The 15,809-nt window shown below is 42.9% G+C and carries 18 protein-coding genes; all 18 read right to left on the reverse strand.

Annotation, left to right across the window (positions count from 1 at the left end; genetic code table 11):
• Positions 1-107: 107 nt before the first annotated feature.
• Positions 108-1,295 (reverse strand): ABC transporter substrate-binding protein, encoded by a 1,188-nt coding sequence (locus tag IGI78_RS11975; RefSeq protein ID WP_081117474.1) that lies wholly within the window; start codon positions 1,293-1,295, stop codon positions 108-110.
• A gap of 284 nt (positions 1,296-1,579) precedes the next feature.
• Positions 1,580-2,461, reverse strand: coding sequence for an ROK family protein (locus tag IGI78_RS11980; RefSeq protein ID WP_086291915.1), 882 nt, complete (start codon positions 2,459-2,461; stop codon positions 1,580-1,582).
• A gap of 126 nt (positions 2,462-2,587) precedes the next feature.
• Positions 2,588-3,046 carry a GNAT family N-acetyltransferase gene (locus tag IGI78_RS11985; RefSeq protein ID WP_195264648.1) on the reverse strand — a complete coding sequence of 153 codons (459 nt, stop codon included), beginning with the start codon at positions 3,044-3,046 and terminating at the stop codon, positions 2,588-2,590.
• A 34-nt stretch (positions 3,047-3,080) separates the two neighbouring features.
• On the reverse strand, positions 3,081-3,356 hold the full coding sequence (yidD, locus tag IGI78_RS11990) for a membrane protein insertion efficiency factor YidD (RefSeq protein ID WP_206600723.1): 276 nt from the start codon (positions 3,354-3,356) through the stop codon (positions 3,081-3,083).
• Between the two features lie 92 nt (positions 3,357-3,448).
• On the reverse strand, positions 3,449-3,625 hold the full coding sequence (locus IGI78_RS11995; RefSeq protein WP_005228723.1) for a DNA-directed RNA polymerase subunit beta: 177 nt from the start codon (positions 3,623-3,625) through the stop codon (positions 3,449-3,451).
• Positions 3,626-3,645: 20 nt separating this feature from the next.
• Positions 3,646-4,938, reverse strand: a complete 1,293-nt coding sequence (murA, locus tag IGI78_RS12000; protein ID WP_077452891.1) for a UDP-N-acetylglucosamine 1-carboxyvinyltransferase — start codon at positions 4,936-4,938, stop codon at positions 3,646-3,648.
• A gap of 90 nt (positions 4,939-5,028) precedes the next feature.
• Entirely contained in the window at positions 5,029-5,262 is a 234-nt protein-coding gene (locus IGI78_RS12005; RefSeq protein WP_008380880.1) for a DUF1146 family protein, read from the reverse strand.
• A 160-nt stretch (positions 5,263-5,422) separates the two neighbouring features.
• A complete protein-coding gene (locus tag IGI78_RS12010) occupies positions 5,423-5,845 on the reverse strand; it encodes a F0F1 ATP synthase subunit epsilon (protein WP_005228716.1) in 423 nt (140 codons plus the stop codon).
• Between the two features lie 31 nt (positions 5,846-5,876).
• The gene (gene atpD / locus IGI78_RS12015) at positions 5,877-7,283 is read right to left on the reverse strand and encodes a F0F1 ATP synthase subunit beta (protein WP_077452892.1); all 1,407 of its coding nucleotides are present in this window, start codon (positions 7,281-7,283) and stop codon (positions 5,877-5,879) included.
• 26 nt (positions 7,284-7,309) lie between these two features.
• Positions 7,310-8,212: a F0F1 ATP synthase subunit gamma gene (locus tag IGI78_RS12020; protein WP_005228710.1), complete on the reverse strand. Its 903-nt coding sequence runs from the start codon at positions 8,210-8,212 to the stop codon at positions 7,310-7,312.
• 15 nt (positions 8,213-8,227) lie between these two features.
• Positions 8,228-9,784: a F0F1 ATP synthase subunit alpha gene (gene atpA, locus IGI78_RS12025; RefSeq protein ID WP_005228708.1), complete on the reverse strand. Its 1,557-nt coding sequence runs from the start codon at positions 9,782-9,784 to the stop codon at positions 8,228-8,230.
• A 23-nt stretch (positions 9,785-9,807) separates the two neighbouring features.
• Positions 9,808-10,350: a F0F1 ATP synthase subunit delta gene (locus IGI78_RS12030; RefSeq protein ID WP_016619750.1), complete on the reverse strand. Its 543-nt coding sequence runs from the start codon at positions 10,348-10,350 to the stop codon at positions 9,808-9,810.
• Positions 10,337-10,861, reverse strand: a complete 525-nt coding sequence (gene atpF, locus IGI78_RS12035; protein WP_016612589.1) for a F0F1 ATP synthase subunit B — start codon at positions 10,859-10,861, stop codon at positions 10,337-10,339. Before atpF ends, IGI78_RS12030 begins: the two co-directional genes overlap by 14 nt.
• A gap of 88 nt (positions 10,862-10,949) precedes the next feature.
• A complete protein-coding gene (gene atpE / locus IGI78_RS12040) occupies positions 10,950-11,162 on the reverse strand; it encodes an ATP synthase F0 subunit C (RefSeq protein ID WP_005228705.1) in 213 nt (70 codons plus the stop codon).
• Positions 11,163-11,194: 32 nt separating this feature from the next.
• Complete coding sequence (atpB, locus tag IGI78_RS12045; protein ID WP_077452900.1) at positions 11,195-11,914, reverse strand: F0F1 ATP synthase subunit A; 720 nt, start codon at positions 11,912-11,914, stop codon at positions 11,195-11,197.
• Between the two features lie 293 nt (positions 11,915-12,207).
• The gene (smpB, locus tag IGI78_RS12050; protein WP_008380870.1) at positions 12,208-12,666 is read right to left on the reverse strand and encodes an SsrA-binding protein SmpB; all 459 of its coding nucleotides are present in this window, start codon (positions 12,664-12,666) and stop codon (positions 12,208-12,210) included.
• Between the two features lie 15 nt (positions 12,667-12,681).
• On the reverse strand, positions 12,682-15,042 hold the full coding sequence (gene rnr / locus IGI78_RS12055; RefSeq protein WP_195264644.1) for a ribonuclease R: 2,361 nt from the start codon (positions 15,040-15,042) through the stop codon (positions 12,682-12,684).
• Between the two features lie 3 nt (positions 15,043-15,045).
• Positions 15,046-15,798: an alpha/beta hydrolase gene (locus IGI78_RS12060; RefSeq protein ID WP_194194842.1), complete on the reverse strand. Its 753-nt coding sequence runs from the start codon at positions 15,796-15,798 to the stop codon at positions 15,046-15,048.
• Between the last annotated feature and the right edge of the window lie 11 nt (positions 15,799-15,809).

Raw genomic sequence — 15,809 nt, forward strand, 5'->3', positions numbered from 1 at the left:
TACTCACTTCCAATATCATTTATTATGGTTCTTCTCGTCAGAGAAAAGAAACTGAGACAAACACATCAGGTCTGTCCCAGTTTTCACTGCCAAACAACTGCAGGTTTTTAAGGTTCCACAGTGTCTGCTGAGGTTTCCTTCCCGTCAGTCAATCCTAAAACAACTGCTGATTTCTCAGGGTTATGATTTTCATCCATTGTGATTTCACCTGTCACGCCGACAAAGTCTTTCAGTTCAGACAAACCAGCTGCAATTGCCAATGAATCTGCTGAGTTTTGATCTTCGATTGCTTGTTTGATCATGTAAACTGCATCATAGGCTAACGCATTAAAAGCAGAAGGTTCTTTGCCATACTTTTCATTGAAAGCTGCCACAAACGGCTCAACTTTGTCGTTTGCTGGTGCTTTGGTAGAGAAGTGGCCGGTATAGTAAACATTGCTGACATTTTCTGCACCAGCTGTTTGAACCATTTTTTCATCACCGAATCCATCCGCACCAATGATTGCTTGATCAATTCCTAATTCTCGCGCTTGCTTGATGATCAAACCAGCTTCTGTGTAGTAGCCTGGAATGAACAAGACATCGAAGTCGACATCTTTGATTCTTGTAAGAACTGCTTGGAAATCTTTGTCGCCTTCAGTAAAGTTATCTTCTAAGACAATTTCGCCTGGGTAGCTTTCTTTAAATGCTTCCGTCAATCCAATCGCGTAATCACTTGAGTTGTCTCCCAAGATCACAGCTTTTGATGCATCCAAATTTTCAGCCGCATATTTCGCTAAGATCGTTCCTTGGAAGCTATCTTGGAAACAAGAACGGAAGGCAAATTCTTGCACTTTCCCACTAGTGTAAGTAATCGCATCGTCAGTACCTGAAGGAGTAACCATTGGTACTTGCGCTCTAGTCACGTTAGGCAAAGCTGCTTTCGTAGCACCAGAGGTTGCTGGACCAATGATGGCTACCACTTTATCATTCGTTGCTAAATTGGCTGCTACTGTAGCAGCTTCATTGTTATCTGATTTGTTATCTTTCGAAATAATTTCAATTTGTTTTCCAAGAACACCACCGGCAGCATTGATTTCTTCTACTGCTAAGTCGATTCCTTCTTTTTCAGCCGTCCCATAAGCAGCTACGGCTCCTGACAACTCTAAATTGGTTCCGATCTTGATAGTATCTCCCTCTTGTTTGTTGCCACCTTCAGCAGCCCCGCTGCCGTCCGTTGATCCACCTGTTGGTCCAGCGCTACACGCTGTCAACAAAAACAAACTCGCAAACAAAAACGCAAATTTCTTTTTCATATTTTTCCTCTCCTTCACTTCCCCTGAATATGTTATCCAATATACTGAAAAATCCGGAAAATGTCAACGAATTATCAGAATATTTCACCTATTCAGAATTTATTTTTTTCGCTATAAAAAAATGGGGTTTTTAAAACACTGATCCACCAACAATGGAATCGCTTTTCAGTTTTTTGAGCAAAAAGAAAAGTAAGCAAAGTTTTTTTCCTTTGCTTACTTTTTGAACGTTTCGAATTGCTTCATTTTTTTGTCAAAAGGACGTTTGAAAACATCACATCTAGATGTTAGCGGCTATTTCTTGGATACAATGCTTGAAAATTGGCTGCTGCCCCAACTAGATTGGCGTCATTGCGATAGTCACAAAGCTTGATCAGTGGGACAAAATCATTTAAAGCTTGATCTGCCAGCATTTTTTTCAACCGTTGATCAACTTCTTGTAATAAGCCTTTTTTGGCACTGACACCGCCACCGATAATGATCACTTCAGGATCAAAAGCAAATTGAATACTGAACAGTCCTTGCGCTAAATAGCGGTAAAATTTATTGACTTCCTCGATCGCAATGGCATCCCCATCTTCTGCTCGTTGAAAGACCTCTTCGCCGGTAATTGTAGCTCGATCTACACCGATTCGATCACAATACCGCCAAGCCATCTGAACCGCTGTCCCTAATTGCGAAAATGTTTTGCCTTGATCCAAGATCATCAACCCAAATTCGCCACCGTATAAATGTGCCCCACGGACTAGCTCACCATTTTGAAACAGGGTGCCGCCAACGCCTGTTCCGATCACAACGAAGGCAGCTTGCTGAAACTCTTTGCCCGCTCCTTGATAAAATTCAGCCATCCCAGCGCAATTGGCATCATTTTCGATGGTTACTGGTACCCCAAATGCTGCTTCGAGTTCTGAGTAAATATCAAACCCATGGATATAAGGGATCGCACTGATGCCGTCGATCCGCCGCTCTTGGGCATTGACCGCACCCGGCGCACTGATCCCGACCCCTTCGATCTCTTCGTTTACGCTTGTTCTCACTTGCTGCAGCTGGGCTTTCATTTCCTCCCAAGTATTTGGAGTAATAAATTTGCCTTTACTCACCAAAGAATCTTGTGACCAGACGCCGTATTTTACTGCTGAACCACCCATATCAAAGACTAAAATCGCCATTTTTTCCCCTCAATCCTTTATTATTCTGATACTATCTATTTTACCGTAAGTCCCCACTTGAAGAAAGCGATTTCCGATAACAATAAAAAAAACAGCCTAAAATCGACATAGACTGTCTCTATGGGATTAGAGCTGCTTTTCCAAAATAACTTGATCGATCAACTGCTGCCCATTTTCGAAAATCGGTTCAGCATAGTGGGTGGTGAAATAATTTTTCACCCGGTCTTTTTCAACATATCCTTGCTTTTGATACAAAGTCAGGGCTGCAGAGGGCAGATTACCGGTTTTGATCACGACAAGAGGGTGTTTTGCACCTTGCTGCTGGCTAAGAATCGCTTTTTCAGCAGCTTGCAACAATTGACCCCCAATGCCCCTTCCTTGCTTTGCTGGGGAGACAGCCACATTCATTATCTCCCACTTTGTGCCTTGGTCTTGATACACTAAGACACCGATCACTTCTCCAGCTTCTTCATAAACAAGCGTCTGGCTGTCATATAGATAGCCTTCTACAACTGTTTTTTCAGGATCCGCATCCAGCAACAGTGACCAAGGATACGCTTCATTAGGGTGGATTGGACGAATCATGTTTTTCTTCCTTTTCTTTTTCTCTTATGTTCGTTTAACTTTTCCGATAACGGTATGTTGGTTTGACTTTATCATCAGTGTTACGTTTTAACGTAAAGGTCTGAGGCACGTAGTCGATTCCCCCCTTTACAAAAGGATGGCACCGTAAGATACGTGCGATTCCCATCAAGCCTCCCTTAGCAGCCCCATGGACTTGGATCGCTTGGATCATGTATCCTGAGCAAGTCGGATAATAACGACAGCTGGGAGGAAACAACGGAGAGATAAAGCGTTGATAGAACCGAACAAAGCCAATCAAAAGTTTACTCATTTCTTGCCAGCCTTTCTTTTTATGATCACGATGCAGTGTAGACAGATAGAAAAAACTAGGACTCAGCACGAGGCGTAAGTCCTAGTTTTGGTTTACTTCATAAACTCAAAGATATGATTCCAAAGACTTGGAGAGAAGACTTTAAAAGGACTACCGTCGCCAATCACTCCATAGCCAATCATTGTTCCAGCTAAGAACAATAAAATAGCTAACAAAATGACGATTAGAATTTTTATCAAGCTAGTTAGAATGTAACGGTTCAACTTCACTTTATTCTCTCCTACTCCTACTAAGCGTTTACTGGTACGGTTTCTTCAACTGCTTCAGAAACTCGTTCCACAGAAGCACCTAATTGCTGCAATTTTTCATGGAATTTGTAATAGCCACGATCCAAATATTTTAGATTGCGGACACGTGTCCGACCAGTTGAACGCAGACCTAATAAAATCAACGCTGCGGCAGCACGTAAATCCGTCGCATAGACCAGCGCACCTTGCAATTCATGACCGCCTTCGATCACTGCTATGTTGCCGTCGATTTTGACATGAGCATTCATCCGACGCATTTCTTCTAAATGTTGGAAACGATTCTCAAATACCGTTTCATTCACAACACTTGTTCCAGCTGCTAAAAGTTGAATAGCAGACATTTGCGCTTGCATGTCCGTAGGAAAACCTGGATGAGGCATTGTTTTCACATCTGTTGCCTTCAATTTTTCAGGTCCAACGACACGAATCCCTTCAGCTACTTCAGTCACTTCTGCGCCCATTTCGATCAATTTTGAAATCAATGGACGATTGTGTTCTGAGATTGCATCTTTAATAATAACGTCTCCTTGAGTCATCGCAGCTGCAACCATAAAGGTTCCTGCTTCGATACGGTCTTGGACGATCGAATGATCTACTGCATGCAGGTGTTCGACCCCTTCGATACGCATCGTTTCGGTTCCTGCACCAAAGACCTTGGCACCCATTTTGTTTAAAATGTTTGCTAAATCGACGATTTCAGGTTCACGAGCGACGTTTTCAATGATGGTGATGCCTTTAGCTTTTACGGCAGCCATCATGATATTTTGCGTTGCGCCGACACTTGGGAAATCCAAGTAAATGCTATTGCCTTTTAACTCATCAGCGATCGCTTCTATGTATCCATCTTTTTGGATGATTTGAGCGCCTAGTGCTTGAAATCCCTTCAAATGTAGATCAATTGGTCGTTTGCCGATTGCACAGCCGCCAGGCATTGCCACTTTGGCATGACCATTACGGGCTAACAAAGGTCCCATGACTACGATTGAAGCGCGCATTTGGCTTACATACTCATACGGTGCTTCGATCGCTAACTCTTGTGATGCATCGATCGTCATCGTATTGTTTTCTTCTTCAAAATCGATTGCGACATTTAAATGCCGAATCACTTCTTTCATTGTTAATACATCGGAAAGGATCGGTACATTTGTTAATGTCGTTGTTCCTTCTTCCGCTAATAAGCTTGCCGCTAAGATAGGTAGAACAGCATTTTTTGCCCCTTCGATCTTCACTGTTCCAGTTAATCGATTACCACCTTGAACGATCATCTCTTCCATTTATGTTCCCTCCAAATAATGCAGTGACTCACACAAATCTTGCCAATTATAGCATAATATTCGGTGTTTTTGCATATATTAATGAAATTCTTAAAAACCTGTTAAAAATAAATTACGACATAACGCAATCAACTCAAGGAAAAAAGTACTGGCGGTGTAGCCTAATGCAATCGCAAGAAACACCATGACCATTCGTATCTGAGTCGTTCGTAAGGCTTTAAAAAAAGCATCGATCCGCACAGATTGCAATGCCCAAAATGCTAAATAGATGAACGCTAAATGACTCACGATTCGAATGATTGCATCAATTCCATACACTTGCATACTTCCTGCTCCTTTTTTCATAATTGAACATTCCTATCATACCACAAAGATGTCAAGATAAAAAATAATCTTTCTTGAAACCTTCATGAAAAGACTTTAAAAAGTTTTTAAAACGTTTTCTTGAAGAAACAAAAAAACAAAGGCAAGATGCCCTTGTTTTTTAGGAATGTTTTGACACGTTGATTCGATTGATGGCGCGGTGCAAAGCAACCGTTGCGCGACGAAGCTGGTCGATATCTTCGACTTGTTTGGCCTCTTCGATTTGACGTTCTGCACGTTGTTTTGCTCTTTCTGCCCGTGAAACGTCGATGTCGCGATCACGTTCCGCACTATCGGCTACGATAGAGACAACATTGTCCCGCACTTCAAGGATACCGCCATTGACGGCGACCCAGTCGACGTGAGTATCCGAATCGATCCGTTTGACCCGGACTTCATCAATCGTCAACGGAACGATGATTGGGGCATGATGCGGCAAAATACCGATCTCGCCATCTGTCGTACGTGCAACCACGATTTTCGCGTGGTGATCGTAAACCAAACCAGCAGGTGTCACCACATTGACTGTTAAAAATTGATCCATGAGGTTCCCCTCTTTCTTCGAGGCTGGTTAATTAATAGCCAATTTTTTTCGCTTTTTCAATGACGTCTTCAATTCGTCCTACACTACGGAAGGCTTCTTCTGGAAGATCATCATATTTTCCTTCAAGAATCTCAGCAAAGCCTTTGATCGTTTCCTCAACTGGTACATAAGAACCAGGTTGTCCAGTAAACTGTTCCGCTACGTGGAAGTTTTGCGACAAGAAGAATTGAATCCGACGCGCACGAGCCACTAACGTTTTTTCTTCATCAGACAACTCATCCATCCCTAAGATAGCGATGATGTCTTGTAGTTCGCGGTAACGTTGCAACGCATGCTGTACTTCAGTCGCTACTTCATAGTGTTTTTCACCAACGATTTCAGGTGCTAACGCACTAGAAGAAGAAGCCAGTGGATCAACGGCTGGATAGATCCCTTGTTCAGTCAATTTCCGTTCCAAGTTGGTTGTTGCATCCAAATGGGCAAAAGCAGTCGCTGGTGCCGGGTCCGTGTAGTCATCGGCAGGAACATAGATCGCTTGAATAGAAGTAACCGATCCTTTTTTCGTTGAAGTGATCCGTTCTTGTAATTGTCCCATTTCGGTTGCTAGTGTCGGTTGATACCCAACAGCAGAAGGCATCCGACCTAGTAAGGCAGATACTTCAGAACCAGCTTGCGTAAATCGGAAGATGTTATCGATAAACAAGAGTACGTCTTGTCCTTCTACATCGCGGAAGTACTCCGCTAAGGTCAAACCAGTCAAGGCAACCCGCATCCGAGCACCTGGTGGTTCGTTCATTTGTCCAAACACCATGGCTGTTTTTTCGATAACGCCAGATTCTTTCATTTCATTATAAAGGTCGTTTCCTTCACGTGTCCGTTCACCAACACCTGTGAAGACAGAGATCCCCCCATGCTCTTGGGCGATGTTGTGGATCAGTTCTTGAATCAAGACGGTTTTACCAACACCGGCACCACCGAAAAGACCAACTTTCCCCCCTTTTAAATAAGGGGCTAATAAGTCGATAACTTTGATCCCAGTCTCAAGAATCTCGGTACTTGTTGACAATTCATCAAAGTCAGGAGCTTTTTTGTGAATCCCACTGCGGGGTGCTTCATCAGGGAACGGCGCTTCTAAATCGATGGTGTCCCCTAAGACATTAAACACCCGTCCTAAGGTGTCTGTCCCAACTGGAACAGAAATGGAGGCGCCTGTATCGATTACTTCCATTCCTCGTTGTAAGCCATCTGTTGATTCCATGGCAATCGTACGGATAACGCCGTCGCCAAGTTCTAAGGCAGCTTCTAACACAACTTTTGTTTTCTGCTCATCTTTTTTGTAAACAATCAACGCATTGTTGATATCTGGTAATGATTGGTCTAGAGAGAATTCCACGTCAACAACGGGACCAATGACTTGAACAATCTTGCCTGAACTCATTCGTATTCCTCCATTCGTTCTTGAAACTATTCTAACGCGGATGCCCCCGCCACAATTTCAGTAATTTCTTGGGTGATTGCGCCTTGGCGCGCTCGGTTGTAAGAGATCGTCAAGTCCCCAATAATATTTTTGGCATTATCTGTTGCTGTTTTCATCGCTGTCATTCCGGCAGCATGCTCGGCTGTTTTTGCGTCAACAATCGCACCATAAATCAAGCTTTCAGCGTATTGAGGCAGTAATTGATTCAAAATCGCTTCTCTAGAAGGTTCAAACAAGTATTCTTGTTCATAACTTTCGGCTTCTTCAGGATCTAGATCGGAAATCGGCAACATTTTCTCCACACGAAATTGGCTAGTCAATGAGTTGATATGATGGTTATAACACACATATAATTCATCGAAGACTTCGTTTTGGTACATCGTTGTCGCCAATGTTACGATTTTACGCACCTCGTCAAAGCTTGGTTGATCCGAAAGGTTTCTTAACTCGTACGCCAAATTGATGCCCCGTGCTTTGAAAAAGTCGGCGCCAGTTGCACCAATGGCAATCATGACATACTCTTCTTCTTTTGCATGGTCTTCGTCCAGCATGGTCATCATTTGCTTCAAGATGGAACTATTGTAGCCGCCCACTAGACCGCCATCAGAAGTGATGACAATATAGCCTGTGCGTTTGACCGGACGACTAACCAACATACTGTTATAGTTCACACCATCTTTAGGACCGGAACCTGCAAGATCGGAAAGCTGCTGCGCAGTTAAATGCGTAACGATTTCACGTACTTTGTTGGCATACACTTGAAACTGTTTCGAATGAGCTTCAGATTTTGTTAATTTTGCAGCTGAAACCATTTGCATGGCCTTTGTGATTTGGCTGGTTTTTTTTGTTGAGGCAATTCGTTGCTTGATTTCATTTAATGAAGCAGCCATTTTCTCTCACCTCTTTTATGCGTTTTGCATTGTCGATATTTTATCTTGCGGCGTTACCCGAGAACTGTTGGATGCCATGAAAATATCTTTGAATGCTTTAATGGTGTCATCTAACAAGCTTTCTTCTGGCAAATCTTTCGTTGTCCGAATGGTTTCAAAAATCGTTGCTGCGTTTGCTTCGATATATTCAAATAATTCTGCTTCAAAGTCCAATAGTTTATTGACTGGCACACTATCAATGAATCCATGCGTCAAGGCATAAAGAATCACGACTTGTTTTTCTACTGCCAATGGTTCATGCAGTTTTTGCTTCAAGATTTCAACGGTTCGACGACCGCGGTTTAATTTGGCTTGTGTCGCAGCATCTAGATCAGACCCAAACTGTGTAAAGGCCTCTAGTTCGCGATAGCTAGCCAAGTCCAAACGCAAGGTACCGGCAACTTTTTTCATCGCTTTGATCTGCGCAGAACCACCAACCCGTGAAACGGACAATCCAGCCGCTACGGCAGGACGCACACCAGAATAGAATAGGTCGTTTTCTAAGAAAATTTGTCCATCTGTGATAGAAATCACGTTAGTTGGGATATAGGCTGAGATATCCCCTGCTTGTGTTTCAACAAACGGCAATGCCGTCATTGATCCACCGCCTAGTTCATCACTTAATTTCGCTGCACGTTCCAATAAACGAGAGTGCAAGTAGAAGACATCCCCTGGGTATGCTTCACGACCTGGCGGACGGCGTAGAAGGAGAGAAAGTTCACGGTAAGCGACTGCTTGTTTTGATAAGTCATCAAAGACGATCAAAACATGTTTGCCGTTATACATGAATTCTTCTCCCATCGCAGCCCCGGCATAAGGTGCGATATAAAGTAGTGGTGCTGGTTGTGAAGCACCTGCTGAAACAACGATTGTGTAATCAAGTGCACCATAACGGCGTAATGTTTCCACTTGTGCACGAACCGTTGAGTCTTTTTGGCCAATTGCGACATAGATACAGATCATGTCTTGCCCTTTTTGGTTGATGATCGCATCAATAGCGATCGTTGTTTTCCCGGTTTTCCGGTCACCGATGACTAATTCCCGTTGGCCACGACCGATTGGTACTAAAGCATCAATAGCTTTTAAACCAGTTTGCATTGGTTCCGAAACGGATTTCCGTTGCATAACACCTGGTGCAGCTGCTTCGACTGGGCGTGATTTATCTGTTTCAATCGGACCTAAACCATCGATTGGTTGCCCTAATGGATTTACTACCCGGCCAATTAATGCATCGCCGACAGGAACTTCCATGATTTTACCGGTTCGTTTTACTTTGTCCCCTTCACGAATGGTTTCAAAATCACCTAGGATGATGATCCCGACATCGTTTGACTCTAAGTTTTGTGCCATCCCATAAGAACCGTTTGAAAACTCAAGCAGTTCTCCACTCATGGCATTTTCTAAACCGTGGGCGCGGGCGATCCCGTCCCCAACGTATGTGACAGTACCGATTTCTTCTACAGAAAGTTCGTTCTGATAATTTTTAATTTGCTCTTTGATCAAGGCACTAATTTCTTCTGCTTTGATGGCCATCCGATTCACCTCTTATCTCTTGTTTATCTGCCGATTTTTTGTCGCAGATAATCCAGTTGGCTCTTAATACTACCGTCGATCACTTGATGATTTGCTTCAACGATGACACCGCCTAAAATCGTTGGATCGATCGTTTCTTTCAATTGTGCCTGCTTGTACCCAAGCTTATCGGCGATTTGCTTTTCAATTTTGCTTTTTTGTTCTGCTGACAAAGCAACAGCCGTTGTGATCGTTCCGAGAACAAGACCTTGATATTCATCGTAACGACGTTCGTATTCATCAATGATCAGCAATAGATCATCCATGCGATCATATTCATAAACGATCTCTAAGAAATTTCTGACCAAGCCTTCAAAGCCCTTCAGCAATTGATCGACTAATTGTCTTTTCTCATGAAGATCCAAACGGTTATCGGTCACGATTTGGCCGAATGTTGGAATCTCCTGATAAATCTGACGCAAGGTCATTAATTCTTGGTAAACTTCTGTCAAGCGTTGTTCTTCCATCGCCAATTCGAACAAGGCTTTTCCATAGCGTTTTCCCACTGTGAATTTATCGAGTTTCATTAACTGAACCCAAGCCTTCGATATATTGATTGATTAGGGATTCATGATTTTCGGGAGTCAATTCGCGGCCTAAGATTTTTTCTGCGATTTGAAGCGAAAGTTCTGCCACATCATCTTTCACTTCTTTTAACGCAGTTTCTTTTTCAAGGGTGATATCTGAGTTGGCTTTTTCTTTCAAACGAGCCACTTCTTCTTTGGTCTCGCTCAAAATATTTTGCCGACTCAATTCCCCGCTATCTTTGGCGCTCTTGATGATCTCCGCAGCTTCAGAATGAGAACGTGCCAATTTTTCTTGGCGTTCTTTTTCTAATTTTGCTGCATTCAAGCGTGATTGTTCCGCTGAATCCAAATCATTGGCGATTTTATCTTCCCGTTTTTGCATCATGCTACTGATGGCATCCCATGCAAAATGTTTCAATAAGAATAGCAAAAGAAGAATTGATCCGCTGACAACGATAATATTGCCAAGCATTGGATTTTGAACTTCCGCCATAACCAACTGATTTAGCATAACGATTCTTCCTTTCTGAAAGTCATTGTTTCATTAGAAAAAAGCAAAAACGAGTGCAATTGTTCGTTTCTGCCTTTTCGTGCTTGTCTTATCGGAAGACTAATAACAGCGCGATAACTACCCCTAGAATCGGTACAGCTTCGACTAGCGCTACCCCGATAAACATTGTTGAACGTAGTTGACCTGACATTTCAGGTTGGCGTGCCATTGATTCGATCGTTTTTGCGATTACTTGTCCGTTACCATACCCTGCACCAATTGCTGCTCCGATAATTGCTAATCCTGCTCCAATAAAGTTCATTCTTTTTTCCTCCTAATTGTATGTCGATTCGATTAATGTTCTGCCACGGTTTTGTGGCTCATAAATACCATGGTCAATGTAACAAATACATAAGCTTGGATCGCTCCAATAAAGAGCGAGAAGCCAATCCAGATCATTTCTAGCGGCATCACGATCGGCAATGACCACCAACCAAGACTAATAAACATGTTGGCAATCAATCCTAATAACACTTCACCAGCGAATATATTTCCATATAAACGCAAGCCTAACGTGATGACATTCGTAAACTCTTCGATGATTTTTAGCGGCAATAAAAAGCCCACCGGTTTCAGATACGAATTGATCAAGTAATTTTTGAAGCCCAACGACTTGATCCCAAAGAAATGTGTCAAGGAAATAACCATAAGTGCGAGTGTCAATGTAACAAACGGGTCTGCTGTCGGACTTTTCCATAAGGTAATGTCATCTGTCGTCACGATTTTTGTGACTAAGCCGATCTCATTTGCCACAAACACAAAAAGAAACATTGTTACACCGAGCAAATGAAAGTTGTTCACTTGAGATCCTGGTAGATTGTCCGCCACGATGCCACGAACAAAGTCAATGACCCATTCAATGAAGTTCTGCTTCCCTTTCGGTTTCATTTGCAAATTACGTGTACAAATAAAGACCACCAAAAAAACAATGATACAAGAAATGATTGTCATCATAGCTACAGTTCCATCAAACCATATAGGACCGATATGAAACATAAGCGATTTATCTTCCAATCTTTCTCACCTCTTTTCCTGTCATCTCCAGAAAAAAATCTGGTGTTACAATGCGTTTCCTCTCATAACAATCGGTATCATACCACCACGAATGGAAAATTTCAAAGCATTTTCAAGAAAATTAGACAAAAAACTCACAATGCTAAAAATCCTAAATTAAGTGAAAAATCCTCGTGTCGCTATGTGGAAGAAAAAGCCTGTTAAATCAACAGCTTTCCCTTAAATGCTACCAAATTTAGCGTGATTTTCAAAGCGATAACCTCTGTCGGATTCTAAAAGAAGTTCTTAGAAAATTAGAAATTTCTAAGAACTCGGTCAATTTGTCTTTCCTGATCTTTGCGTTTTAAGGATTCTCGCTTATCATACTCGCGTTTTCCTTTCGCTAAACCAATCAAAACTTTGGCATAACCATCCTTGATATATACCTTTAATGGCACAATCGTCATACCAGTATTTTTTGTTTCGCCAATCAAACGAGCAATCTGCTTTTTGTGTAGCAACAGTTTTCTCGTCCGCAATGGATCATGATTAAAAATGTTGCCTTGCTCGTAAGGGCTGATATGCACATTGACTAAGAATGCCTCACCATTGCGAATGCGTACAAAGCCGTCTTTCAAATTGATCCGACTGTTACGGATCGCCTTGATCTCTGTTCCCTGTAAGACGATCCCCGCTTCGATCGTATCGAGGATCGTGTAATCATGGCGGGCCTTTTTGTTTTGGGCGATTAATTTCCCTTCTCCTTTAGGCACGGGCCATCCCTCCAATTATTTTTTCTTGATTCCTTTATAAAAAGGTTTTTTCTTTTTCACTTTGCCAGCTTTTTTCGGCTTGCCTTTGCCTGATTGTTCAAACCGTTTCCCTTGGTTTTTCTCAGGGTTTCGTTGTTTTTTTCCACGGCGGTTCGCTTCATTTTTTTGATGGTTGCTTCGTTTGTTAGCTTTTGGTGCTTGCAGTTTTTCAACTTCTTCTGCTGCTACCAGTTCGAAATCGATCTCTCTTGTTTCTGGATCAGCCTTTACGACTTTGATGCGAACTTTCTGACCAATTTTAAAGGTCAAGCCTGTCCGTTCCCCCACAAGTGCTAGATGGTTTTCCAAATAATGGAAGTAATCTTGCTTCAAGTTATTGATATGGATCAGCCCTTCAATCGTGTTAGGCAATTCAATAAACAAGCCAAACTTGACCACTGAACTGATGATACCGTCAAACTCTTCTCCTACTTTATCGGCCATATACTCAGCTTTTTTAAGCGCATCGACTTCTCTTTCTGCATCGACTGCTCGTCGTTCCATTTGGGAGCTATGCATTGCGATATCAGGCAAGATTTCCGCCCATTTGTTTTGGTTGGCTTCAGAGACATCTTCGCTGTAAGAACGAATCAAGCGATGCACGATCAAGTCGGGGTACCGACGGATCGGTGACGTGAAGTGGGTATAATCTTCCGCTGCCAAACCATAGTGACCGACGTTTTCTTCAGAATACTTCGCTTGTTGCATACTTCTTAGTAGCATCGTATTGACAACCATTGCCTCTGGCTTATCTGCCACATCTTCAACCACTTTTTGTAGTTGTTTTGGTGAGATCGAGCCATTGGTCTGTTTGACTACGATCCCTAAAGCAGACGCAAAATCGAAGAAGCGGCGCATTTTCTCTTCTTTTGGTTCCTCGTGGATCCGATAAATAAATGGCAGATGTTTCCGATTGAAATGGCGCGCCACGGTTTCATTGGCTGCCAACATGAAGGATTCGATCAATCGCTCGCCGACGCCACGTTCTCGCAGAACGATTTCTTGCGGGTGTCCTTCTCCATCGACTAAGACTTTCGCTTCTCGGTCTTCAAAAGAAACTGCCCCACGTTTGATGCGCATCGCTTCTAACACGTGATGCAAGGCGGCCATATCATGGAACATCGGTACTAGTTCCGCATATTCTTTGGTGGTTTCTGGATCATTGTCTTCAATGATTTGATTGACTGCTTGATACGTCATCCGGGCACTTGTTTGAATAATACTTTGGAAAATATTGTAATCCGTGACGATCCCCTCTTGGTTGATCCACATTTCACAGCTCATGGTCAACCTTGGCACGTTTGGATTCAACGAACAGATGCCGTTTGATAAACGCTGTGGGATCATTGGAATCACTCGATCCGTAAGGTAGACACTCGTTCCCCGATCAAACGCTTCTTTATCCAATGCGCTGTTTTCGGTCACATAATAAGAGACATCGGCGATATGCACGCCCAAATAGAAGCTGCCGTCAGGCAATGCTTTTACCGTCACCGCATCATCCAAATCTTTGGCATCCGCTCCATCGATCGTTACGATCTGTTGATCTCGCAAATCCCGCCGTTCTGGAAAGTCAGCAGGATCGATCGTATCTGGGACTGCATCTGCCGCCGTTAAGGTTTCTTCCTCGAATTTTGTGGGAATCCCGTTCGCCACGACGATCGACAATATATCCATTCCAGGATCGTTTTTATGTCCTACAACTTTCGTGATCAACCCCTCTAAGCTTTTCGAATAACCTTTTTCTGGGTAATGGCTGATTTCAACGATCACAATGCTACCATCTACAGGTCGAATCCCTTGAGCGCCAATAAACACCTTTAATTCACTTAGTTTTTTATCTTTAGGCTGAACTACGCCATATAGATCCGACTCTTCGATCTCTTTTTCGTCAAATAATGTAAACTCGCCGACCAACTGACTGATGGCGCGTTGTTTGATTTCTACGACTTTCCCCTCTGCACCACGATCTGAGAAAGGATCGGCAACATGCACGATGTCTACAGCAACGGTATCGCCGTCCATGGCATAGCCTGTTGCTTCTTTAGGGATATAAATATCGTCTTCTTCTTCATCCAACGTGACAAAACCGAAGCCCCGCTCGTTGGCTCGGAAAGTCCCTTCCACAAATACACGTTTCATGGGTAATTTCACTTTGCCTTTTTTGTTAAAAATCACACTGCCTTCTCGTTCCATCGCTGCTACTGTCTGGACAAGATTCTTAAAGTCTGTGCTTTTTTGAAGTCCTAGACCTTCAGCAATTTCTTCCATTGAAAAGCTTTTTTTGCGGCTTTCTTCGAGAAACTGAATGATTTTTGTTTTAATCGTTTCTGTCATAACTCACTCTTTCCAAGCAAGTGTTTCTAAGAAAGCAAACACATCCTGCTCTAATTTTTTCCGTTCTGGTCCAACGGTCACCACATGACCGCTTTCGGGATACCATTGAAGCGTATAGGGAACATGGGACAGTGCCCCTGCTGTTTTGAAAACTGTCTGTGGATCGATCATTTGATCCTTTCCTGCTTGCGCCAGGAAGATTGGGCGCTTGATTTTTCCTAAATGCCCAGCTGTGGTTTGTCCGACTGTTTCGATTCCTTGCAGCTGTTCTCTGACCTTACGAGGGACTTCTGCCAATATTTCTTTTTGGGTCGCCTCGTCTAAATCAGCATAGGGTATGACCATTTCAGCATACTTTTCAAAATTGACTGGCACTTCATTCTTGGTTTCAAATAATGGCGAACAAAACAGTCCGCCCCCCATCAATGTTGGATCTTGGGTCAAACGATCCATCGCTAAAATCCCACCCATGGAAAGTCCCAGCACAGCAACTTCCTCATAGCCTTTTTCTTTCACATAAGCAACTGCATCCGCAGCATCCTGCTGCCAAACAGTCATTCCTTGATTTAAGATATCATCTGGATTCGGTGTACCATGTCCAGTAAACATCGGTGTATAAACCGTGTAGTCTTTTTGTTCTAACGAACGACAAAGCATGCGCACATCGTTAGGACTGCCTGAATAGGCATGGAACAAAATGACCGCTCGTTTGCCGTGTTCAGCAAAAACCGGTTTTGGTTGATTAAATGTTTTCATGTTTCCTTTCA

The organism is Enterococcus sp. DIV1767 (assembly GCF_050542585.1).
Lineage (GTDB): Bacteria > Bacillota > Bacilli > Lactobacillales > Enterococcaceae > Enterococcus_D > Enterococcus_D innesii.

What these genes read in the sequence shown, in the direction of transcription:
- IGI78_RS12005 (WP_008380880.1), bottom strand. Translation starts at nt 5,262, where the DNA reads ATGCAAGTGTATGGAATTGATGCAATCATTCGAATCGTGAGTCATTTA.
- IGI78_RS11985 (WP_195264648.1), bottom strand. Translation starts at nt 3,046, where the DNA reads ATGATTCGTCCAATCCACCCTAATGAAGCGTATCCTTGGTCACTGTTG.
- IGI78_RS12010 (WP_005228716.1), bottom strand. Translation starts at nt 5,845, where the DNA reads ATGGATCAATTTTTAACAGTCAATGTGGTGACACCTGCTGGTTTGGTT.
- atpD (WP_077452892.1), bottom strand. Translation starts at nt 7,283, where the DNA reads ATGAGTTCAGGCAAGATTGTTCAAGTCATTGGTCCCGTTGTTGACGTG.
- IGI78_RS12060 (WP_194194842.1), bottom strand. Translation starts at nt 15,798, where the DNA reads ATGAAAACATTTAATCAACCAAAACCGGTTTTTGCTGAACACGGCAAA.
- IGI78_RS11975 (WP_081117474.1), bottom strand. Translation starts at nt 1,295, where the DNA reads ATGAAAAAGAAATTTGCGTTTTTGTTTGCGAGTTTGTTTTTGTTGACA.
- IGI78_RS11980 (WP_086291915.1), bottom strand. Translation starts at nt 2,461, where the DNA reads ATGGCGATTTTAGTCTTTGATATGGGTGGTTCAGCAGTAAAATACGGC.
- atpF (WP_016612589.1), bottom strand. Translation starts at nt 10,861, where the DNA reads ATGCTAAATCAGTTGGTTATGGCGGAAGTTCAAAATCCAATGCTTGGC.
- IGI78_RS12020 (WP_005228710.1), bottom strand. Translation starts at nt 8,212, where the DNA reads ATGGCTGCTTCATTAAATGAAATCAAGCAACGAATTGCCTCAACAAAA.
- rnr (WP_195264644.1), bottom strand. Translation starts at nt 15,042, where the DNA reads ATGACAGAAACGATTAAAACAAAAATCATTCAGTTTCTCGAAGAAAGC.
- atpE (WP_005228705.1), bottom strand. Translation starts at nt 11,162, where the DNA reads ATGAACTTTATTGGAGCAGGATTAGCAATTATCGGAGCAGCAATTGGT.
- yidD (WP_206600723.1), bottom strand. Translation starts at nt 3,356, where the DNA reads ATGAGTAAACTTTTGATTGGCTTTGTTCGGTTCTATCAACGCTTTATC.
- murA (WP_077452891.1), bottom strand. Translation starts at nt 4,938, where the DNA reads ATGGAAGAGATGATCGTTCAAGGTGGTAATCGATTAACTGGAACAGTG.
- IGI78_RS12030 (WP_016619750.1), bottom strand. Translation starts at nt 10,350, where the DNA reads ATGAAACTCGATAAATTCACAGTGGGAAAACGCTATGGAAAAGCCTTG.
- atpA (WP_005228708.1), bottom strand. Translation starts at nt 9,784, where the DNA reads ATGGCCATCAAAGCAGAAGAAATTAGTGCCTTGATCAAAGAGCAAATT.